The 22,585-nt window shown below is 44.4% G+C and carries 16 protein-coding genes; 4 read left to right on the forward strand and 12 right to left on the reverse strand.

Features of this window, described 5'->3' with window-relative positions; translation table 11 throughout:
- Window positions 1-17 precede the first annotated feature (17 nt).
- From F0228_RS12035 to F0228_RS12060, 6 genes are all read right to left on the reverse strand, one after another.
- Complete coding sequence (locus F0228_RS12035; protein WP_171762261.1) at window positions 18-1,331, reverse strand: HlyD family type I secretion periplasmic adaptor subunit; 1,314 nt, start codon at window positions 1,329-1,331, stop codon at window positions 18-20.
- Entirely contained in the window at window positions 1,324-3,462 is a 2,139-nt protein-coding gene (locus tag F0228_RS12040) for an ABC transporter transmembrane domain-containing protein (RefSeq protein WP_171762262.1), read from the reverse strand. Before F0228_RS12040 ends, F0228_RS12035 begins: the two co-directional genes overlap by 8 nt.
- The gene (locus F0228_RS12045) at window positions 3,459-5,096 is read right to left on the reverse strand and encodes an ABC transporter transmembrane domain-containing protein (protein WP_171762263.1); all 1,638 of its coding nucleotides are present in this window, start codon (window positions 5,094-5,096) and stop codon (window positions 3,459-3,461) included. The genes F0228_RS12040 and F0228_RS12045 overlap by 4 nt, the downstream gene beginning before the upstream one ends.
- A 165-nt stretch (window positions 5,097-5,261) precedes the next feature.
- Complete coding sequence (locus F0228_RS12050) at window positions 5,262-5,897, reverse strand: CatB-related O-acetyltransferase (RefSeq protein ID WP_171762264.1); 636 nt, start codon at window positions 5,895-5,897, stop codon at window positions 5,262-5,264.
- 420 nt (window positions 5,898-6,317) lie between these two features.
- Window positions 6,318-7,430 (reverse strand): NADH:flavin oxidoreductase, encoded by a 1,113-nt coding sequence (locus F0228_RS12055; protein WP_171762265.1) that lies wholly within the window; start codon window positions 7,428-7,430, stop codon window positions 6,318-6,320.
- A gap of 254 nt (window positions 7,431-7,684) precedes the next feature.
- A complete protein-coding gene (locus F0228_RS12060) occupies window positions 7,685-8,320 on the reverse strand; it encodes an SDR family NAD(P)-dependent oxidoreductase (protein WP_061030799.1) in 636 nt (211 codons plus the stop codon).
- 230 nt (window positions 8,321-8,550) lie between these two features.
- Here F0228_RS12060 and F0228_RS12065 point away from each other — a divergent pair, with 230 nt between their 5' ends.
- Window positions 8,551-10,380 (forward strand): winged helix-turn-helix domain-containing protein, encoded by a 1,830-nt coding sequence (locus F0228_RS12065; RefSeq protein ID WP_171762266.1) that lies wholly within the window; start codon window positions 8,551-8,553, stop codon window positions 10,378-10,380.
- A 58-nt stretch (window positions 10,381-10,438) separates the two neighbouring features.
- On the opposite strand, the gene F0228_RS12070 is transcribed toward F0228_RS12065, so the two are convergent.
- From F0228_RS12070 to F0228_RS12085, 4 genes are all read right to left on the reverse strand, one after another.
- A complete protein-coding gene (locus tag F0228_RS12070; protein WP_116871439.1) occupies window positions 10,439-11,473 on the reverse strand; it encodes a phospholipase A in 1,035 nt (344 codons plus the stop codon).
- 4 nt (window positions 11,474-11,477) lie between these two features.
- Window positions 11,478-12,158, reverse strand: a complete 681-nt coding sequence (locus F0228_RS12075) for a DUF3313 family protein (RefSeq protein ID WP_116871438.1) — start codon at window positions 12,156-12,158, stop codon at window positions 11,478-11,480.
- Between the two features lie 90 nt (window positions 12,159-12,248).
- Window positions 12,249-15,341, reverse strand: coding sequence for an efflux RND transporter permease subunit (locus F0228_RS12080; RefSeq protein ID WP_171762267.1), 3,093 nt, complete (start codon window positions 15,339-15,341; stop codon window positions 12,249-12,251).
- A 9-nt stretch (window positions 15,342-15,350) separates the two neighbouring features.
- Window positions 15,351-16,541: an efflux RND transporter periplasmic adaptor subunit gene (locus F0228_RS12085; protein ID WP_171762268.1), complete on the reverse strand. Its 1,191-nt coding sequence runs from the start codon at window positions 16,539-16,541 to the stop codon at window positions 15,351-15,353.
- A 245-nt stretch (window positions 16,542-16,786) separates the two neighbouring features.
- Here F0228_RS12085 and F0228_RS12090 point away from each other — a divergent pair, with 245 nt between their 5' ends.
- The 3 genes from F0228_RS12090 to F0228_RS12100 all read left to right on the forward strand — a co-directional run bounded on the left by F0228_RS12090 (window position 16,787) and on the right by F0228_RS12100 (window position 20,583).
- Entirely contained in the window at window positions 16,787-17,059 is a 273-nt protein-coding gene (locus F0228_RS12090; protein ID WP_116871435.1) for a hypothetical protein, read from the forward strand.
- Window positions 17,060-17,154: 95 nt separating this feature from the next.
- A complete protein-coding gene (aspT, locus tag F0228_RS12095) occupies window positions 17,155-18,873 on the forward strand; it encodes an aspartate-alanine antiporter (protein WP_171762269.1) in 1,719 nt (572 codons plus the stop codon).
- 111 nt (window positions 18,874-18,984) lie between these two features.
- Window positions 18,985-20,583 (forward strand): bifunctional aspartate transaminase/aspartate 4-decarboxylase, encoded by a 1,599-nt coding sequence (locus F0228_RS12100; RefSeq protein WP_171762270.1) that lies wholly within the window; start codon window positions 18,985-18,987, stop codon window positions 20,581-20,583.
- A 112-nt stretch (window positions 20,584-20,695) separates the two neighbouring features.
- Here the strand turns inward: F0228_RS12100 and F0228_RS12105 are convergent, their stop codons facing one another.
- Window positions 20,696-21,385 (reverse strand): hypothetical protein, encoded by a 690-nt coding sequence (locus tag F0228_RS12105; protein WP_171762271.1) that lies wholly within the window; start codon window positions 21,383-21,385, stop codon window positions 20,696-20,698.
- On the reverse strand, window positions 21,385-22,575 hold the full coding sequence (locus F0228_RS12110) for an outer membrane protein transport protein (protein WP_171730764.1): 1,191 nt from the start codon (window positions 22,573-22,575) through the stop codon (window positions 21,385-21,387). Before F0228_RS12110 ends, F0228_RS12105 begins: the two co-directional genes overlap by 1 nt.
- Between the last annotated feature and the right edge of the window lie 10 nt (window positions 22,576-22,585).

A 22,585-nucleotide genomic window follows, 5' to 3' on the forward strand; every position in this document is an offset into this window, starting at 1 on the left:
GCGACTTTATATAACGATTACCTTTCACCAAATGCGACACTCACATTGGTGTAGATCGGTTTCCATAAATACTGGAATACTGATTTCTCACCTGTTGTAATGTCTACCTCTCCCGTCATGCCTGGCAAAATAGAAAAGCTCTCTGGGTTATCGCGGAAGTATGGCGTATCAACCGATACCACAACCTCATAGTAAATCTCGCCTCGCTCGCTTTGACTGGTGGTCGGTGAAATACTTTCTACTTCCCCTTTCAACGCCCCAAACCGACTGTAATCAAACGCATCAATCTTAATTCGAGTAGGCTGCCCTACACTCACAAAACCAATATCTCTTGGCGACAAACGAGCTTTAAAGTCGGCTTTCCCACCAACAGGAACGATTTCAACCACAGAACCACCTGGCTGAATAACACCACCGTTTTGCGTGCTTGGTAGGCTTTGCACCAAGCCTTGTAGCGGTGACACTAACATAGTGTTCGTCAATTTAGCTTGGCTTGAACGAACTCTGGCATTCAGTGCTGATAAGTCAGATACGGCTTTAGAACGATCGTCGCTGACCTTCGCCTTCGCCTCTGCTAAAAGCTGTTCAATTTTTTGCTCTGTGCTGTCTGCTTGCTTGATTAACACAGCTTTCTTACCACGAGCTTCTTCGATTTTCTGTTCTATACTCGCCAGTTTTTGTCGCATTTCAAGCACACGTAAGCGTGAAATGTTACCCGCTTTATAACCCTTTTCCAGTATATTCAACTCTTGCTTGGTCGCATTCAGCTCTTTCTCATAGCTAGGCAATGACTTGTCTACACTACGAAGCTGCTCCGCAATTTGTTCGCTCTCTTTCTCAAGTACCACACGCTTCTGGAAATAGAGGGCTTTTTGTGCGTTCAGCTGCGCTTTTTGCTGGCTAACGATCTCTGGATAATCGACCTCGAACTCCGCTAGATTTGGCTCACGTTGTTCAAGCAGTGCATTCATTCGCTCAACACTGGCTAGAAGCGTCACTTGTTGGGATTTCAATTCTTCAAGAGCGGTTCGTTGGAAGGTCGCATCAAACTCAACAAGCGGCTGACCTTTCTCGACCAGTTGACCTTCTTTAACGAGAATTTGCTTTAACTTACCGCCAATCGCGCTTTGTAATACTTGCTTCTCGCCTTCTGGAATGACTGCGCCTTTGGCTTTAGCAATTTCATCAACTTGGGTGACGACAGACCAAGTGGCAAAAGCGATAACACACAAAGCAACTGACCATGTCGCCAATGCCAATGTTCGAGCCGTATTTTGTGATTCAACAAGTTCACCGTAGCGCTTGCCCTTCTCGATAGGTTGTTTAGCCATTAGCGACTCCTTGCTTAGACTCTGATTGTTCTTGTGGGGCTACATCTTGCTGAGCAGACAGTTCTTGTTCTTGTTCTTGGGAAGCTTGAGGCTCTGAAGGCTGTTCCTGCTTCGAAGACTGCTCCGGCTCTAATGGACCGGCATAAACCACTGCACCTTCATTTAATACCACCACTTTATCGGCAAGCTTGATTAAATCCGGATCGTGGGACGTGTAGATCACCGTTGCTTTTCCTTTTTTCGACTGCACAAACTCACCAAATATACGTTTAGCATTTGGGTGAGCATCAGGCACAGGATTATCCATTAAGAACATTGGGTAGTCATAAACCAGCGCTTTTGCATCAATAAGGATCTGCGCGACGCTACCAGACAACATGTCAAAAAGGCTATCCGGCTGAATACTACTGATGGAGGTGTCTAGCCCACCTGACAATGTCTCGAACCAACGCTTTCCGCCGACCATTTCAATCGCAGAGATCATTTTCGGATCTTCGACTTTATGACCGTCGTTTAGCCACTCTCGAATACTCAGCGTAAGCAAATCAGGATAAGCTGCTCGAATGAAACACCAGTGACGATAGAGCTGCGGGTCGTATTGAACGAGGTTAACGCCTTCAAGCTCGACCATGCCATTTTGGATAGGTTGTAAACCAGACAATACTTCGATCAAGGTTGATTTACCGCTTCCTGAAGGGCCAGTAATCGCAACAATTTCACCCGCTTCAATATCAAAGCTCACACCATTCAAAGCGGGGCGACTCTGTTTAGGATAACGCAGTGTCACTTGGTCTAATTTCAAGTTAGGCGCTACCACAGGTAACGGGTGATGCTGGTAACTGAATTCACGCTCGGACGGCTGAGACAAGATACGGTTCACTTGCAATTTGGATTGATTAAAGCTGTTAAAACGCATCGCACTGTTTGCCAACACCTGAGCGGGACCCGTCACTTTAGATATCAACATCATTGAAGCAATCAAACCACCGGGGGTCATCACTTGTTCAAAAATAAGTCCAATGCCTAACCCCATCACCGCGAGTGTCGAACCAACCCCAATGAAATAGTAAATCGAGGTATACCGACTCTGGAGAACCGATTGATTAAAAGTCACTGTAGACGCAAGAAGATTGGCCTTTTTGAAGCGTTGAATCCAATGCTTTGAGAATCCAGCACTACGAATAAAGGCGAGTTTGGATGAAAGCTCATTGGTCATGTTTTGACGATTAGTACCTGCCACTGTCGACTGCATCGAGCGCTTGCTGCTAGAGCGTATCGAACGTTTTGCTAGCAAGTAATAAAGGATTAAAGAGACGACTGGAACCAGTACCAACCATCCGCCTAAAACACCTATCGCAAGTACAAAAATAAGAATGAATGGTAGGTCAAATAACGCATTTCCTAGTGGCCCCGATAGCACACCTGAAATACGCTCTGACAGCATCACTTGGTTTTGCTGACTAGAAGAAGCTGTTTGCTGATTTTGAGCATAGCTATTACGAAGCAGACGCTGCACGAGGGATTGAGATATCTCTCGGCTGACTCGGTTGGACACAGAAGCAAACACTCGACTACGTAATGTTCTTAACCAGCCCATCATCACAAACAACAAAGCAGCCCCAATGGCGATTCCTTGCAGTTCATGCCCAGCATCGCCACCGATTACATGGTCATAGATCGACATGGTGATGAATGGCACAGCGAGAGCAAATAAATTGGTGATAAAGCTGACCAAGAGTAATTTGGGAATGATAGGACGAAAAGCATGTAACCGTTCACCAACCCAATCCGGAGAAGCCTTCTCCAATGGTGCCCCTTCTATCACAATACAAAATTGAGGAATGTCAGAAACGTCTTCATTGCCATCAACGGCAACAAACTGTTTTGACTCCAAGTGACCAGCAACCAACTCACTTTCACCAAGAATCAGCAGAACTAATTTGTGATCGCCTACCTCGTCCAGATTGGCCACCAAGCGATAGGGCAATGCAAGCCTGTCGAACAGGGCAAACATATCGTCGATTGATTCAATCCCATTTTCATCGACCCATTGATGTGCGAACAACTGGATATTCGCATTCACTTCCAACTGTTTAAGAACAGAAAGGCTCTCGGTTTCTAAGTGATTCATACGACGGCCTCCTGATTGCGCTCACTTTCTTCAAAATTAGCTCTGCTTTCTACTGTAATGATTCGATTAGCTAGTTCGCGAAGTTTAGAGTGGTAGCTCACCATCAGTATCGTGCGTCCTGCCGTCACTTCTTCTTCCAGAACCTTAGCTAGGTTTCCAAGGGCATCTAAATCAAGCGAGGAATCTGGCCTTTCTAACATGATAATGGGTTTATCACTTGCCAGTTGAGTCGCGATATTGAGCATTTTCACGTTGCCCATACTCAGCAGAGACGCACTCGTATGGCCAATTTGTGTCTCTAGTCCATCGGGTAATCGAGTGATTTCCTTGGTTAAACCCAAACGCTTAGCATAGTCACTGGCGCTATGTGTTCTCTCAGGATCAAACCCGCACAAGTTGTCGAGAATAGTACCCGACACCAACTGCCCTTTAACGCCGCAGTAGGCAGTAATGTTGGTTACGGATGCGATTGAAACGTTAGCTCCGTTAATGAAGCACTCACCCGCTTTCAGATCATCAATACCTGCAATCGACGACAATAAATGACTGTTGGTGTGGCGGTCTTCACTCTCTAACAATACCAGTTCGCCTTTATTTAGCTTCACATTCGTACTAGCGAGTTCACCATATCTTTCAACAGTGGCTTGCTTAATTTCTAAAGTCTCAAAGTCAGATAAGTTAAGCTCAGCAACTGCAGACTCAGACAGTGATAAATCTCCTAACTTTTCTATTGCCTTATTCGCACTGTGTATTGAATTAAGTTTGATTCGAACCCCAACCAGAGCACTCAAAGGCGCAACCGCTCTGCCAGATAAGATAGAACATGCTGCCAACCCACCTGTAGTTAACTGTCCATCCAGCACCCACAAGCTGCCAGTAATCACAAGTAAAACTGACGTCGCTAATGCGGCAAGCTGAATACACTCTTGAGCGAAGGCATTCTGTTCCTCTTCTCTCGCTTTAGACTGAGAACGAACATTATTGAGGGATTTAAACTGATTGAAGATTCGAGACTCAACGGCCTGACGCTTGATTCCCTGAATAGTTTGACTCAGCAAAATCAAAAACGCTTTTCGCTCCTGCTCATCTTTAGAAGCTTCTTCACTTAGGCTTTTAACGCGAATAGAAGATAACCAAACAATTCCGAGGGTAATCAGCCAAACTGCCAAAGGTATTGCCACCAGCTCACCGCCGATGTAAGCCACCAAACCCAAGAAGATCAATGCGAAAGGCAAATCAATAAAGCCTGCAATCACCCCACCGGAATACCAGTCTTTAACTTTCGATACTGAGCCGAGCCCTTCTTCTACACCGCCAACACCTAAGTGACGAAGATGACTTGATGAAGCATTAGTCACCCTTTCAACCATAGTTTGATAGGTCGCTTTCTCGGTGTTACTGGCCGCGGCAGACAAAAGCCAAGTTCGCACAAACCGGATTAGCGCTTCCATAGCGACAGCCAACGTCGCACCCGCTAATAACAGAGTGGCTGTCCCATAACTCTGGTTAGGCAAGATACGATCGTAAATTTGCAAAACCGTTAGCGGAACGGCGAGAGAAAGAAGATTTATGAGCAAAGAAGGCAGTAGGACTTTCCCCACTACCCCTTTGTTTTTCATTGAACTTGCGGGCATACACAATCCTTATCCATGCTTATGAAATAAGATTGGTACACCATATTGGGTATTGCAAGGTAACGAACTGATTTAACGTGTTTTTCAAGATAAATATGACACAGGTCTTTTTACACAAACCTGTGGCTATATCTGTACCTTATAAAAGCTCCTTACAAACGCTCCTTACAAACCATTGTCGTAATCCGTTATCGCCTGCTTTAACTTTGAAAAGTCTGAGTTACATAAATACGGTTTCAGTGCTTCAAACTTCTCTGTCGGCCAATCGTATATCTTGATTGAGATTAGCTCTTCGATAACTGACTTATCAAAGCGATGTTTAACTAACTTCGCGGGAGAACCACCAACAATACTGTACGGTTCCACATCTTTGGTTACTACGCTGTTCGCAGCGACAACCGCCCCTTCTCCGATGGTCACGCCCGGCATGATCATGGCACGCATCCCTAGCCAAACCCCGTCTTTGATATGAGTATCACCTTTGCCGATGTAGGCTTCGTCGATCACATCCATAAATGGATACAAAGAGAACCAATCAATTCGGTGGGTGTGATTGCCGCCCATAAGGATCACAACCTCGGCTCCTATGCAGACGTAATCCCCGATGTAGAGCTCATCGATTTCCCAACGCGGCTCCCACTGGCGGCTGACCTCGTCACCGTGCAGATAACGGACGACTGAGCGCTCAAATCCGTTATCCCAACAATCACTGTAATAGCTGTGTTGACCCTTGATATGAATATTAGGATTGGTGACGACCTCATGCAGCAATTCGAATTTAGACCAATGCTTATTTTGCATTTCTACCTCTAATTAACTTATTAGTTTTATTCGTTTAAATATCAAAAGATTCGACGTTGAGGATCTAAACATGCACAAACAAGCGCCCCATAGGCACAAGAAAGGCTGGGGTGAACAGTGAGTGCCATACTTAAATCATAGCAATGCCGCTAAAACTAAGAAGCGTCAGTGGATTCGAGGTTGCTTTAGAAGAGGAAGTAATTTCACAGTATGCTCAGGCTAAGAGGAAAGTTCTGTTGAAAAATTAATAGAGCCATTGTACCCATTAACTCCAACTTATTTGACAGAGAAATGTGATTAATAAGGTTTCAAATATCAGTTCATGTAGATTCGGAAAAACAAGAGCCTGCGGTATTACACAGGCTCATGTTTAGATTCATGCTTAGCGTTATGGTTCACGCTTAGCTATGGGTTAAGTAACTACATTTTAGCTAGCTGCACTTTTCTATCTTTGTTTACCACACAGAAGTTGCCGCGCTTAGTACGACACTTAGAGCACCTCTCACACTCTACTGGGCTTCGATCGCCCTCTTTCCAGCGTTTGATTAGATGAGGCTCAGATAACAGAGGTCGAGAAAGTGCAAAGTACTCGATACCCGTATTATTGGCGATTTCTTCAATGGCATCAAAATCCGTTAAGCCGCCCACCGTGATAACAGGAATATCGACGTCTTGGCTGATTGCGTGGCCATATTCATGGAAGTAACCTTCAGCTTGGATAGTAAACCCGTCGTGTGACTCGCCAATCATGGTGTCGGCTTTACCATGAATGTTGCCAGAAACGACAATGCCATCAACGCCTACTTCTTCTAGCTTTTTACACACCAAACGCGTTTCATCGAAGGTCACACCGCCCTCGAAAAACTCAGAAGCCGTAAGCTTAACCAAGATAGGGAAATCATCACCAACCAACTTGCGTGTCGCCGTATAGATCTCAAGTAAGAATCGCATGCGATTTTCCAAGCTACCACCGTATTCGTCTTCGCGTTGGTTGTAGTAAGGGCTTAAGAACTGGTTAATTAGGTAAGTGTGAGCGGCATGAATTTCAACGCCATCAAAGCCTGACTTTTGTGCTCTCAAAGACGCTTGAGCAAACGCATCAACAATGTAGTCGATCTCGTCTTTGGTCATTGCTTTACCGAGTGTTTGAGTCCCTTTTTCAGGAACCTCACTCGGTGCGAAGATCACTCGCTCCCCAAGGTCATACGTGGTTTTCGTACCGCCATAAGCCAATTGCATTACGATTTTAGAATCGTTGTCATGTACCAACTGAGTTAGCTTTTTATACTCCTCGATAAACGAGTCGTTATACATACCCATCATGCCAGCATTCGGTTTTTCTTCTTCAACGATGTTCGCGTAACCCGTCACGATCAAGCCAACCTCACCTTGAGCTAGCTCTTCATAGATAGCGTAAAGTTTATCTGTCATATGACCATCTTCAGTCGCCATATTTTCCCACGTTGCACTTCTCATAAAACGGTTCTTCAGTGTCATGGTGCCAATGCGGGTTTCTGCAAACAAAGTACTCAAATCTAATCCTCATTTAATCGTGTTACGCCATTGCCCCATCTAGTGTGAGGCTGATTGCGCGGATACTACAGAGAATAAGACAGGCAAAACTTAATCTAGATTAAGAGAGAGGCACTCTCATATAAGAAACAGGCAACATTTGCTTAGAATGGAAGTCGTTGAGGACAGAAAACAAAAAAAGCCGTTCAGTGAGACTAAACGGCCTTAAAACTTTTCACTAGATAGGAATGCCTTCAGAAAGCAATGCCGGGCTTTTATCCATACTTAACCGTAGGATCAATACATTGATACACTTGCCCGATACTCGCGTCGTTTGCCAGTAAGGTTTCGATAAGACGAGCCACTTCTTGTCGGTAAATCACACCATGCACTTCCACTTGTTGAGAAAGCTCACCGTTACCCGTCGCTTCACCGTCTAACAAGCCACCGGGACGTAAAATCGTGTAATCCAGCGAGCTCGACATTAACCACGCTTCCGCCAACGATTTTTCACGAACGGCGGCGCCGAACCCTTTTCTAGAGCGTTCTGATAGGTACTGCCATGAATCACCACAACCTAAAGACGTCACCAGCACAAAGCGTTTGATTTCATTGGTTTCCAGAGCATCAATCACATGTCGGTGACCAATGTAGTCAACCGGAACATCCGCTCTAAAACTGCCCATACTTGAAACCACCAAGGCCGATTTTGGTAACTCAGCCACCGTCTTTTTCACTTGTTGCTTGTCGGTCGCATCGCAGCTCAGTGTTGTTACGCCAAGAATAGCCAAGCGAGGGTTCTTTTCTGGATTTCTAGCAATCGCAATCACTTCAAAATCTTGCTGATGAAAGTGCTCAACCATTGCTGCGCCCAAGCCACTCCCCGCTCCCCATATAACGACTGTACTCATAAATACCTCAAAAAAATCATGTTGTTCCTAATACTAACGACACAATCTAATCGGTTCTTTCGCTCAGATCAATTAATGCGAATAATTCTCAATATTAAATATATAGTTCGTAGTCAGTATATGGTTGTGCCAAAAGCACGCCTACTTATCACTATTGAACATTGGTTCATTGAATTGCCCATACTTGTCTACTAAAGTAATTTTAATACAAAGACTTAGTATCGGTACTTATGAAAAAAGAGCGCATCCAATATTCTTTCGACGTGTGGCTGTTTATCCCAGATGAAGACAAGCTCATCATGGATAATGAAGACGTGATTATCGATAATCGTTTGTCTAAGTTGTTAGACTTCTTCTGTCAGAACCCCAACATTGTGTTCTCACGCGATGAACTCATTAATGAGGTTTGGAACGGCTCGATCTTGACGGATCAAGTGATCACTCAAGCGATTTTTGAGCTTCGAAAAACCTTAAAGTCGGCTGAGCGACATTCGATGGGCTACATCATTACCGTCCCTAAACGAGGTTACAAGCTTGATGTCGAGGTGCAAAAAAATGTCCTAATTACCCCATCATTGCAGGTCAATACCGTTTCAATCGATGAAGTTAGTATCATTGATACAGATAATCACCCACCACAAACTAACTCTGCTCAGAGTGAACCTTCTACCGAACAAAGTGATGATGACGCCCTGAGTGATAGTGGAAAAGTCAGCGCTAATGTCACGCTCCAAGACACTAATATTCAAGGTAATCAAACCAATACGACACCTAGTGTGGCAGCGTCAAAAAGTAATAATTCTGGCACTTCAACCAGTTCATCAACACAATTTGAAGAGCCCAATTCAAGCCATCAAACACAAAACTCATCATCAGTTCAACCTAAAGAAAAACCAACAAAACCCTCGCCATTAGTGGTTGCTGTCGGTGCTTTGGCTGCAAGCGCTATCGTTATCGCCATTGGCGTGTTTTGGTGGTGGCAACAATCACCGAACGAGTCCTACAACAGTATTGATAGCTCAACCCTTGTGACCACAGAACGAGCGTATTCCAGAAATCATGCTTCAGATTCTGACACTAAGTCGAATACCGTAACCAATCACCAAGTGATTGAAGAGCATAAAGCACACGCTACGGTTCATTACTTATCACTCGAACCCCGTTACATCTACGTTAGAGTGGACGAGAATTTAAAGAACAATGCCTTTATGAGGGGCATTGTTCATAAGCTGATGAGCTATGTTACGACCTACCGCAACTTTCGCATCATAGTGGACGAAACCTTAGTTCCAAACTCCGCCAACGTCGTCAGTTTTAAAAGCAAAACAGAGGGCGACAGAGAGTATCTCGATATCACTTATTTCAATCGCATCTCTAACTTCAAACATTTAGGGCGAGACTATCTGATTGATGCTTCTTCTCTACACAGCACGATGCGAACTATGCTCGATGACTTATTAGACTCATTTAATATCGATATTCAGAAAACCATCTTAAAGCAGCAAATCTCTGAGCTTCCAAAACAAGAAGTACCGTTGAGGCTAGCACTTGAGTCTCTGGGCCTCACCTTTATGACTCTAGATAGAACGGACACCTTAAAGAAAATCGTCGAAGCCAACGAACTCGAGCCTGATAACCACTTTTTAATGTCGAGTCGTTATTTGTATGAACTTGCCGATATCTTTTTATTGAAGTCTTCTCAAAAAGAGCAGCTCGTCAAAAAGTTGAATAATCGGTTTGGGGAAAAACTACTTTCAGCGGGAATCAATCCAACATCTTATCGAGTCTACGATGCACTGGCCGCCTATTCCCTTACTCAAGATAACCCAAATGAAGCTGAGCGTTATATGACGTTAATACCGAGAAACGATTACAACGTTATGTCCACCATAATATTGGCCAAGCTAGAGGAATCAAAAGGCAACCCAGCGGCTGCAGAAGAGTATTACTACGAAACCATTTTGGAGTCCGGTTACCCGGTAGTTCTAAAGGTTGCACAAACCTTATTCTTCAATAGCAATATCTCTGAGATTGAATCTAAGCTAGAAGTCGCCAAGTAATGTAAACACCGCCTTTATCGTCGGTGTTTCTCTCTGCAACACAATTCAAAATATCGCTCTATAAAGCATTAGTGAGAAGAACACCGACACCAATCCGCTCGCTGTTATAATCATAATCAATCAAGCTCTCACCATACCCCTTGTAATACTGCACATAACCTTTTAGTCGCCCAAACAGAGGAAAACTGAGCGAGGTTTGAACGCCACCATAACCAGTTTGAAAGTTATAGCGGCCTAGTGCTGAGAGCTCAAACTCCTCCCATTTATAAGCCCCCGACAGCTCATAGTGTCCTAAATAATCTTCAATGTCTGGATTGTCGTCACTGCTGCTAGATTCCGGAATACGATACCAAGGCTGTATATAAACTAAGAAGTCATCTTCTATGTATCCGAGCCCCGTATAGACTCGGTTCCAGCTTCGACTTAACTCCTCTGTTCTACCGTTCGATTCATGTTCTAGACCGAATCGAGAGAACCAAACACCATCAGCCGACTCGATATTCAAAGGCGTTTCATAAAACAATTCAGGACGATAGTTTGTCTCTCTGAACGGCGCCGAAATGTCGGACGAATACGCCTGCCAAAATGATTTGAGCGTAAAACCAAAATAGATTTTATCCTCTTGGTTAAACACACCATCATCGACCACTGGGATTTTTAAACTTAACTGTAGTTTGATCTCTTCATCGCTAAGGTCATCCGCTTTACCTCCGAATCGATCATCACCATATGGCTGTGTGTTCACGTTAGTCATATGTGTGACTGGCAAAATATAATTCAAACGATATGGCGTTATTACAAATGGGTTGTCTTCTGTTGTGTATTCCATCTTCAAGCGTGAGATCTTTTGCTCTGGTGACCTTTCTGGAAAATCTGCATTCGCTTTGCTCTCTTTAGTCTTTTCCTCAACATCAGCCTCCAAAGAAGCGCACTGTTCTTTAAGCCATTCAATATTTTGTTGGCTTTCCGCTTCAGATAAAGCGCTCAGAATACACTGCTCATAATTTTCGTCGCTCGCGAATACCGAGCTACTCAAACCGATAGCAAGCAGCATTGACGCCATTTGACTACAGAGTTTATTTCTATGCTTCATTGCCTTAGCCTTGCTTTGTGTTTAAGTAAGTCACCTCAAAAGCAAAGTCGACCGCTTGTTGGGAAATTTGCTCAAGGTTTTTATCGAGCATATCTATGGTGATTTCTGATTTGTCGTTCTCTAGTACGCCATTATCGTTCACGACAAAAATACGGCGACCAATTAGCTGAGATGTATCATGATCTTTCAGATCCACGCTTGCCAAAATACGAATCGAACGATCACGAGTACCTGCTGCATATTTAATGGCACCAATCACGGAACCAACAGGGATAAATTCCGTCACACGCATGTCTTCAGGAATATCATTGATGTCATAGAGCATCACGCTTATATCGAGTTCCTTGTTCTCCAAAACTACGTTCTTGTAGCCCTGTAATTTCGTCGCCAGCTTCTCGTCCATTTTCTTATGAACCTGAGTCTTGAATTCAGACTGAACCTGCTTTGATACACGCTGGTCAACCCCCGAACTTTTTATACCAACGGTGGTAAATTCAAACTGATTGAAGTGAAGTGAGCCACTGTCCTTCGCTATCCACGATACCCCTTTCATGTCGTGATCAAACTGACTATCAACGAAATAGTGGTTTGAATCGACACTCTGAATTTCTTCTCTACTTGGCATGTTGCTTGAACAGCCAGCAGTGAATAAAACGATCAACGGGAATAAATAATGTAGTTTCATGTGAACCTCTAACTTTCTAAATTTTGAGTGCACGAATCCCTAAGCGATAAAGCTCATCAATTGGGATTCGTGTTGATTAAATTTTCTTGTTTATGACTGGTTTATTTGAGCAGGCTTGCAACTCTCTTCGCGCGAATCATCATCCCGTTCCTTTGCGGTGTGGTCCGCCGCCAAATAGGTGTAGATCGTAGGGACAACAAACAAGGTAAACAGCGTGCCTACCGACATACCCACCGTAATCACCAAGCCAATTGAGAATCGACTTTGAGCTCCAGCACCACTTGCAATCAGTAATGGCACAACACCTACAACCATGGCAGCAGTTGTCATCAATACCGGGCGCATTCGTACGGTCGCCGAACGAATAGCGGCTTCACGACGGCTGCATTTCAACTCTTGTTGCATCTGGTTCGCAAACTCCACAATCAATATACCGTGCTTACTGATTAAGCCTATCAAGGTCACCAGCCCCACTTCGGTGTAAATGTTGAGCGTATCAATGCCCAAATAGAGCGGCATCAAAGCACCAAAAATCGACAATGGAACACTGGTTAATACCACCAATGGGTCACGCAAGCTTTCGAACTGCGCAGCCAGTACCAAGTAGATGATCACCAAAGCTAGGAAGAACGTTGTTACCAACGAAGAGCCTTCTTGCAAGAACTGACGAAGCTGACCAGATGTATCTGTGCTGTACGACGTAGGCAGAATCTTCGCGGCTCCCTCTTCCATTACTTTGTACGCTTCACCAATACTGACACCCGGCATCATTTTCGCTTCAATCATTGCGCTGTTTAGCTGCTGGAATTGATCCACTTTTGATGGCTGAACAGATTCGTTAATTTCAATTAACGAAGCCAGCGGTACCATCTCTCCTGTGTTCGAACGTACGTGATAATTCTTCAGGTCATCCCAAGAGTTACGGTTCTCGTTTGGTACCTGTGTAATCACCTGATAACTGCGCTGATCCATCGAGAAGTAGTTCACGAACCCTTCACTGATAAAGCGAGACAGCACCGTACCAACGTCCTGAGCGCTTACATTCATCTGAGCCGCTTTATCACGGTCAATATGAATCTCAACCTGTGGTTTGTTGAAGTTAAGATCGTTCTGCACGTAGATAAACTTACCGCTTTTCTGTGCGTACTCTTTCAGTTTTTCAGCGTACTGATAAAGGTCTTGATACGAGCCAGTTGGCGTCTTCAATACCATTTGGAATGGCAAGCCTTGCGGAGTGCCTGGCAGATCCGGTGGGGAGAAGGTATACACCTGCAAACCTGGTAATATCGAGCTCTCTTTTTCAAAGCGTTGCATCACCTCTTTTGCCGTTGCTTCGCGAGAATCCCAATCCTTCAATACACCTAAACCAAAGAACGCATTGTTGTTCATGTAACCGTTGTCTAGCATGGTCATTTCGACTTCATCGTTCTTGCTGATAGAGTTAATCAGAGCCGGAGTAAAGTGACGAATATAATCCGTATTGGCTTGGGCAGGCCCTTGCCCCATCACAATCATTACGCCTTGATCTTCCTCGGGTGCCAGTTCAGAAGCGGTATTCATAAACATGAACACCAAGCTAATAAGCAAAGTCCCGACTACTGGCCAGATATAAACTCTGTTATTTAGTACATGTTCAAGCACCTTGCGGTAGCGTTCAGTGACACCCGCAATAACCACATCAATCTTCTTAACCAGTTTTCCATCCAATACCGACTTGTTAAGCAGTTTTGAACACATCATCGGCGTCAACGTCAGTGCGATAAAACCTGAAATCAGAACAGAACCCGCCAAGGTGAAAGCAAACTCAGTAAACAACTTGCCGGTCAAACCACCCATGAAACCGATCGGTGCATAAACTGCGGCCAAGGTAATGGTCATCGCAATCACAGAGCCTGCAATCTCTCGCGCACTGTTAATCGCTGCTTTAATTGGGCTTGTACCATCCTCTAGGTGTCGGAAAGTGTTTTCCACCACCACGATCGCATCGTCCACCACCAAAGAGATCGCCAGCACCATAGCTAGTAACGTCAGCAAGTTAATGCTGAAACCCATGCTCAACATGAAGAACATCGAGCCAATCAACGACAATGGAATCGTCACCAATGGAATTAACATCGCACGCATAGAGCCGAGGAACGCAAAGATAACAATCACCACAATCATTGCCGCTTCCATCAGTGTTTTGGCTACTTCATCAATCGATGTCTCAATGAACTTGGTTGAGTCGTACACCACATCCGCTTTAATACCGTCAGGTAAGCCCGCTTTTATCTGAGGCAACAAGTCGTAAATCCCTTCAACCACGGTTAACGGGTTCGATGTCGCGGTATTGCTGATCGCCGTTGAAACAGTCGTTACGCCATTAAACTCAACGTCTGAATCATAAGTCGCTGCGCCTAGCTCTACTGTGGCAACGTCTTTCAAATGCACCAGTTGCCCGTTATGGGCCTTAAGCGACATGTTTTTAAAGTCTTCTACAGAGCTAGAATCGGTATGAGCATTGATATCGACTTCGATATATGGGTTTTGTAACTTACCCGCCGCGCTCACGATGTTGTTTGCTCGCAGTGCATTTTGTACATCGGTCGCGGTTAAACCATAAGACGCCAGTTTTTGAGGCTTCAGCCAGATACGCATCGCGAAATCTTGTTGGCCTAACATATCGACTTTGGACACACCCTCTACCGTTGAGAATGTAGGCTTCACCACTCGGCTCACATAATCCGACACCTGCTCTGTTTTCAGCGTATCGCTTGAGAAAGAGACATATAAGATCGGCGATTGCGACGTCGATTTAAGAATACTCGGGTCCAACACCCCAGAAGGCAGTTTGTATTTCACTTGTTGCACCAGAGAAAGAATCTCCGTCAGTGCGCCATCAGATGGGTATCCCAGCTTCAAATACACCGTAATCACAGATTTACCCAAGGCACTGTCTGATGTCATGTAGTCAATGCCCGCGGTTTGGGCGATTTCAGCCTGTAGAGGTTGGGTAACGTAACCTTGTACGCTCGACGCACTGGCACCGGGATAACTGGTGGTAATGGTGATCACACCTGTTTCAATTTCTGGGTATTGGCGCACCTGCAATGAGGTAAAAGCTTTAAGCCCCAACACCAACAACACGAGACTTAATACCGTCGCCAACACCGGGCGTTTGATGAATACATCAGTAAATGTCATGGGAGAATCCTATTTACTTGGCTGAGTATGAGTAACAAGCGGTCGTTGATTGTTCACCAAAACCAAACCACCATTTTTAAGCTGATGCTGATTCGACGTCACCACCACATCCCCTTCTTTCAAGCCTGAAAGGACACCGACATAACCACCTTGTTTCGGGCCAATTTCCACAATGCGTTGCACCACTTTGTATTCGTAAAACGGTGTCTCTTCTTTCTCTGAATCTTGTTTGTTTGAACTTGTGCTCGCTGAACTTACACTTCCTGAATTCGTGCTCACTTGTTTCGTTGAAGTATCTAGAACAAACACAGTATCGCCAGATAAGGTGTAGCTGATCGCCACTGACGGCACGCTGATCACCGCGTTTGAATCGGAAGTGGTTAGTGTTGCATCCACATACATACCAGATTCCAGAGGCACAGATTCAGTCGTCACTGCTCGCAGTTCGATATTGTGTGTGTTCGCGTCTGAGCTAGGTTCAATCGCAGTAATCGTGGCGTGATACTCAGCATCGTTCGCTGCGTCAGATTTAAACTGAAGGTCCTGCCCTACTTGCACACTGTGAAGATAAAGCTCCGAAATAGAGAAATCGACATACTGTTGAGAGCTATCTTCAAGGTCAACAATCGCTGTGCTTGAATTGATAAAATCACCGACATCCACTTTTCTAATTCCAACATGGCCAGAGAAAGGCGCTTTAACTTTCATGTAATCAACCTGAGTAGAGATGTATTCTAGCTTGGCGGATTCAGCATTAAATTGAGCAGCAAGTTTATCTACCGAATTCTGAGAGACACTATGATTTTTCAATAGCTTTTTATTTCTTTTTAATTCCGTTCTTGCTAACTCAACCTTTGCTAACTGGCTTTTATAGTTCGCTTTTAATAGTGCATCATCCAACTGGATAAGAATGTCGCCTTTATTAACAAATTGACCTGACTTAAAAAGCACTTCTTTTATTTGCCCTGAAATTGGGCTTGTTACATTAACCGATTGGTTAGCATGAATATTACCAATAACATTCAAATGTTCGTTCCAAACCTTTTGACTTACTACTTCAGTCGTTACAGGTATAGATGGAAATTTAAAACTTGCTACTTTCTCTTTTATTATTTCGCTTTTTACATATTGAAAGCCAAATACAAAAGACAATAATATAAATAAAGCAGACCCAACAATTACGCCTTTATACTTACTCATGTGTTCACCTTGTTTTTGAAGTCCGGTTATTCTATCCACCTAAGCACTCAATAAATCAAACTGATATAACATCGAAGCCCATCTATATAAAATAAAAATAAAACCAACAAATACAGTGACTTGATAAAAATTTATCAAGCAAAAATCATTTCTTGGCTTTATGTCGATTTTATTTGAACATGATTTATATCCTTCACCGATAGATATAATTCTCATCGTTCCTTAAACAACTAACTGAGATTAATATGTCTAATCAAACACACCATACGAAAGTCGCTATTAAAGAAAAAATGAAACGTGTATATGGAGAGGAAGTCGAACATAAACACAACAAGGACCATTTAGAATATAGAGCACATCAGCCCTCTCATTCTGGTCTGCCACACGGTGGTGAACCAGAAGGCCATAAGCATTTAGTGAATCATCACCCAGATGGTCATCATAATAAGCATCACAAAGATAAAACTCATGCTCATAAAAAATCGTCTCGATTACACCATAAGACAAGTAATTCTTAATTTCGCATAACCACAGATAGACAGAACATTCTGTCATTCAACATCAATATATTATTAGTTATGAAATATCAGTGGTATTTCATTAAAGGTTTATCATGTCATTTATTATTGAACAATTAAGAGACTATCCATTTATAGCTCTATTCCTATCACTAGGACTCGGTTACTTAATCGGTAAAATTAAAATCGGTAAGTTTGAATTAGGCGGGATCGCAGGCTCACTTTTGGTTGCCGTTGGGCTTGGCCAAATCGGCGGAATTGCAATTTCCAATGAAGTGAAAAGCATCTTCTTTGCTTTATTTATTTTCATGGTGGGTTACAACGGCGGACCGCAGTTCTTCTCGTCATTTCGCCTTTCATCACTAACACGTCTATTCGCCTCATTCGTAATGACGTTCGTTGGGCTTGTAACCGTTGTGCTACTCGCAAAATGGGCCGGCCTAGATAAAGGTTTAGCCGCAGGCCTTGCAGCCGGTGGTTTAACACAATCAGCCATCATTGGTACTGCTGGTAACGCGATTGATCAACTCAACCTTGCACCCGATGTGACCTCAACACTGAAAACCAATGTGGCGGTGGGTTACTCGATCACATACATCTTCGGCTCTCTTGGCCCTATCTTGATGATGTCCCTAATCCCAATGGTAATGGGTTGGAACATCACCAAAGAAGCGAAAAAGCTCGCAGAACAGATGGGCTCTGGCAGCAAGCAACTTAATGAAGGTGAGTTCTCAGCATTAAACCGAGTCTCTTCTCGCGCTTACCAAGTCACCGCTAACTCTATGTTTGTAGGCAAAAGTGTCGCTGAGCTAGAAGAAGCATTCGATTCTGACCTGACAATAGAAGCTATTTATCGTCCAGGTGAAGAGTCAGACACAACGTTAGACATTGCAAAAAACCCTATCCTAGCCGCGAATGACAAAGTCTATCTGGCAGGCCTCACGCAAGCCTTTCCGAAAGTAACCTCTCTTGGTGTTGAGCTTGGCGAGTTTAGCGACGAAACCAACGTTATTCATACGCAGAAAAAAATCGTACTCACCAACAAAAAGTTAGCGGGCGTAACTCTGCGCAAGCTTCACGATGAAACCAACGCACGTATTCGTCGTGGTGTTTACATCACTCAGTTGTCTCGCATGGGTCATGACATTTCGACACTACCAGAGACAGAACTGCACCTAGGCGACGAAATCACGCTCGTAGGCCAGAAAGACGACCTCGCCAAAGTCGAGAAGAAAATCGGCTACAACAGCCCACTTCCAAGTGTGACGGACTTTGTGACAATGTCATTTGGCATGGTGCTTGGTTATTTGATCGGTGAGATTGGCTTCTCGATCGGCGGTTCTCATATCGCCTTGGGTTCTGGCTTAGGTTGTTTGGTTTCTGGCTTGCTTGTTGGTTACCTGAGAATGCGCACTCCACGCTTAGGAAGCATTAACCATGGTGCTGCCAACTTTATGCAGACGTTTGGCCTTGCTGTGTTCGTTGCGGTGGTTGGTATCAATGCTGGTGCTCCTGCCCTTACGGCAATCAAACAAAACGGCGTGACGCTATTACTGCTTGGCGTGTTGGTGACCATGATTCCACAAATACTGACGTTCCTATTCAACTACTACGTGTTGAAAATCAAAAACCCGGTAGAAGCCCTAGCCGTTGTCGCAGGTAGCCGTAGTGCTAACCCAGCCTTCGCATCGCTACTAGAAAAAACTCAGAACAGCACACCCGTACCAAGTTTCACAATGACTTACGCGGTTGCCAATATCTTCCTCACCTTGTGGGGGCCAATCATCGTCAACCTAATTACCAAGATTTCCTAGAACAACCGCTCGTTGAAGAGAACTCCCGCTTGTTCAAGAGCACGCCTCTTGAACAAGCACTAAATACCTAATTAACGCATTTACGAATTAAAAATTTAAAGAGAAAAGACCATGAAACGCACTGATGAACAACGCCTAGAAACACTGAGCCCATTTGAAGTAAAAAACACACTGATCGACCTAGCTCAACATTCACATGAAAAAACGATGATCAACGCGGGTCGCGGCAATCCAAACTGGGTAGCAACAGCGCCACGTGAAGCCTTCTTCCAACTCGGTATGTTTGCGCTGGAAGAGTCAAAAGCAACGTTTTCTGGCTACCAAGGCTTTGGCGGCATGGGCGAAAAGGAAGACATTAGCCTACGTTTCCTCCAATTTTGTGAGAAACACGAAGAGCAAGAAGGCGTTCAATTCCTTATCGAAGCCTTCCAATTCATTACCGATCAATATCAGGTAGACAGCGATGAGCTGATTTATGAGTGGGTTGGCGGCATTCTAGGTAATAACTACCCAGTTCCCGACCGCATGCTGAAGTATTCAGAGCTCATTGCTCGCAAATACATTGAGCAAGAAATGGCGGGCTCTCAACCCGTTCCTGCTGGCAAATTTGACTTGTTTGCCGTTGAAGGTGGCACCGCAGCCATGGTGTATATCTTCAATACCTTGAAGAGTAACCGTCTGTTAAACAAAGGCGATACGATTGCGATTGGCGCGCCGATTTTCACGCCTTATATCGAGATGCCAGAGCTTGAAGACTATTCGCTCAACAAAGTAGAAATCATGGCAACAGAAGAGTCAGCGTGGCAAATCCCTGATTCTGAATTAGAGAAGTTAAATGATCCAAGTGTTAAAGCGTTCTTCCTAGTTAACCCTAGTAACCCAGCATCGGTAAGACTGAGTGATGAGACACTGTACAAAATTGCAGAAATTGCTAAACGTCGTCCTGACCTCATCCTTCTTACTGATGATGTGTATGGCACTTTCGCTGATAACTTCACATCACTAGCAATGCTGGCTCCGAAGAACACGATTTTGGTGTACTCGTACTCTAAATATTTTGGCGCAACAGGTTGGCGTTTAGGGGTGATTGGCGTACATGAAGACAATAACTTCGACCGTATGATCGGTGACCTACCAGAAGATACTCGCAATGCACTTTCAACACGATACCAAGGCATCACTCTTGAACCAAGCAAACTTAAATTCATTGACCGATTGGTAGCAGACAGTCGTGCTGTGGCATTAAACCACACAGCTGGGCTTTCTAGTCCACAACAAATCCAGATGACGATGTTCTCGTTGTTGTCTTTGATGCAAGGCGGTGAAGAGTATAAGCGCTTGGCTAAACAGATTGTGCGTCGTCGTTACCATACATTGATGGAGAAGAACTTAGCCGCTCCGATCATCGCAGAGGGCGATCAAACAGGGGCATTTTACTATGTAGAGATTGATCTCAAAGAAATCGCTCAAACCGTTCATAGCGAAGGCTTCTTTACCTGGTTGGAGGAAATGTATGAGCCTTTAGATTTCTTGGTTCGCCTTGCCGAAGAGCATGGCGTGATTGTGATGCCAGGTGCGGGATTTGATGCGCCAACGTGGTCCCTGCGCGTCTCTCTCGCGAATCTAGAGGAAGCACAATACGCCAATATCACCAAAGCGATGAACGCGGTAATGCAAAGCTATGTTGAACGTTACCAAGCGGCTTGCTAGGCACGGCTTCAAACTAAAAAGATCTTAGAAAAGCGATAAGTTCTGAGTGTAGATTCACTAAATCAGTGGGCCTACACTCAGTTCTTTTATCTAAGATGATATGTGAGAATAACTATTTGAATTCATAGGTGTAAGAAGCGCCAACACTGTTATTTTCACCGAAGTCATCCTCAGCAAAGATAGTGAAAAAGTTGAAGGATTGAGCATCACTCAACTTGTAGCTAGCGCCGACGCCAGTCCAGTAACCTGAATAATCATCAGAACCCAATGAACCACCACCAAAGGCCATAATCGACCACTCATCCGTAATCGTTTTTAAGCCAAACGCGCCAATGTAACCACCGTGTGTTGCACTCGGCATCAATACATAGTCAGAGCCAACGTTATCATCATCGAAAACCGCCACTTCGCCATCATTATAACTGTAGCCAGCCATAGGGAAGATTTGCCAACCGAACGGCTCAATGTCGAAATAGCTCAGTGGTATAAACGTACCAATACTGTAGTTGTTCTTGTAAGCATCGTTATCATACTCAGAGCGACTAAAGTTGAAATTGACAATCCCCATAGGCAACAGCCATGAGCCGCCTATTCGCCACTCTTCGCCATCTGCGTTAACACGAGCATTGATCATTCGCGCTTCATCAAGCCCAATAGACCCAGAGAACTGCAGATCTTCGTTATAAGCAACGCCAGCTTTGGTTACGATCTTAGTCGGGTCATCTGGGTGCTTCTCTTCAGCCAAAGTCCCCGTTGAGCCCAGTATTACCGAAGTAACAATTAATAGATTACGTAGTGTCATTAGAAGGTCGCGCTAACACCAACAAAGTGGATGCGGCCATCGAATGAGCCGTTTAGCAAAGTACTACCTTTTGGTCCACTTCGGTTCATATCAACTGAACCCAAATCTGCGTACTCATAGAACACGTCGATCAAGATATCATCCCAATAGGTTGAAGCACCTACCGAGTAGCGATACTGTTCACCTACAGGCAGGTCAACCCATTGCATTGACGGATCATCTTGTGGCGAGGTCTCGTAAGAAAAGCCCGCTTTTAAACGCCAGTCTGAATTCAATTGATAGTCTGCACCAACCGCAAACTTCCACACGTCGTCCCAATCGCGTTCAAGTGGAACACCACTAATTGGGCTTCCAACAACACCAAAATCAAGAACTGTTGTATCCCACTCACTCCAACGATGTAATTGCACACTAGCCAACAAATCGAGTCGTGAGTTAAACGCGTAACTTGCACTAACATCAACAATCTCTGGCAAAGCAAGATCCATAGCTAGAGAGTTAGAAAAATCTTCGACCCCTCTTAACTCATTATTAAACTCGTGCTCGAGTTTAGAACGATAACTCGCTCCAAGCTTTAGCTTATCCGTCGGTGTGTACATGACACCTAAGTTATAACCGTATGCCCAGTCAGTATCTTGTTTTGCTGTAAATCCAGCAACCCCAGAGGTCGACTGCTGAAATGCAGCCCAACTGAATTGCACACCTGCGCCTACTGACCACTGGTCATTCAGCTTATAACTTAGTGATGGGTTCACTTGCATTGCAGTGAGAGTGATATCTTCTAAAAGTGCAGCACCCGCCCATTCACTGCCGTAATCAAGGCTAGAACCGCCAACAGCACCAAGCGCGATACCAAGGTGTAATTTGTCTGTGACTTGATGAGCATGGAACGCACCAAATGAAGGCATGACTGAATGAGCTTTACCATCTGGGTTACCATCGTTGTCTTGATATTTCATCTCAAGATCGAAAGCCATGGTGTTGATGGTCGTCTTACTTTCGCCCATGTGAGACATAGTGGAAGGGTTTGTCCACATCGCTGCTGCAGATCGAGTGTAAACACCGTCGCCAGCACCAGTAGTACCAGCGTTGGCAACGACAGCTTCTTGCAAAAACAGGCCACTTGCGAATGCATTTAAGCTCGTAAAAATTGCAGTGGCAGCTAGAGAGTAAGTAAAAGTTTTGTTCATCAGAGCGCTC

It is taken from the genome of Vibrio sp. 99K-1, from assembly GCF_013114585.1.
GTDB lineage: Bacteria > Pseudomonadota > Gammaproteobacteria > Enterobacterales > Vibrionaceae > Vibrio > Vibrio chagasii_B.

Coding starts and splice junctions, on each gene's coding strand:
- aspT (WP_171762269.1), top strand. CDS start 17,155: ATGTCATTTATTATTGAACAATTAAGAGACTATCCATTTATAGCTCTA.
- F0228_RS12040 (WP_171762262.1), bottom strand. CDS start 3,462: ATGAATCACTTAGAAACCGAGAGCCTTTCTGTTCTTAAACAGTTGGAA.
- F0228_RS12085 (WP_171762268.1), bottom strand. CDS start 16,541: ATGAGTAAGTATAAAGGCGTAATTGTTGGGTCTGCTTTATTTATATTA.
- F0228_RS12110 (WP_171730764.1), bottom strand. CDS start 22,575: ATGAACAAAACTTTTACTTACTCTCTAGCTGCCACTGCAATTTTTACG.
- F0228_RS12060 (WP_061030799.1), bottom strand. CDS start 8,320: ATGAGTACAGTCGTTATATGGGGAGCGGGGAGTGGCTTGGGCGCAGCA.
- F0228_RS12075 (WP_116871438.1), bottom strand. CDS start 12,158: ATGAAACTACATTATTTATTCCCGTTGATCGTTTTATTCACTGCTGGC.
- F0228_RS12090 (WP_116871435.1), top strand. CDS start 16,787: ATGTCTAATCAAACACACCATACGAAAGTCGCTATTAAAGAAAAAATG.
- F0228_RS12080 (WP_171762267.1), bottom strand. CDS start 15,341: ATGACATTTACTGATGTATTCATCAAACGCCCGGTGTTGGCGACGGTA.
- F0228_RS12065 (WP_171762266.1), top strand. CDS start 8,551: ATGAAAAAAGAGCGCATCCAATATTCTTTCGACGTGTGGCTGTTTATC.
- F0228_RS12070 (WP_116871439.1), bottom strand. CDS start 11,473: ATGAAGCATAGAAATAAACTCTGTAGTCAAATGGCGTCAATGCTGCTT.
- F0228_RS12035 (WP_171762261.1), bottom strand. CDS start 1,331: ATGGCTAAACAACCTATCGAGAAGGGCAAGCGCTACGGTGAACTTGTT.
- F0228_RS12050 (WP_171762264.1), bottom strand. CDS start 5,897: ATGCAAAATAAGCATTGGTCTAAATTCGAATTGCTGCATGAGGTCGTC.
- F0228_RS12045 (WP_171762263.1), bottom strand. CDS start 5,096: ATGCCCGCAAGTTCAATGAAAAACAAAGGGGTAGTGGGGAAAGTCCTA.
- F0228_RS12105 (WP_171762271.1), bottom strand. CDS start 21,385: ATGACACTACGTAATCTATTAATTGTTACTTCGGTAATACTGGGCTCA.
- F0228_RS12100 (WP_171762270.1), top strand. CDS start 18,985: ATGAAACGCACTGATGAACAACGCCTAGAAACACTGAGCCCATTTGAA.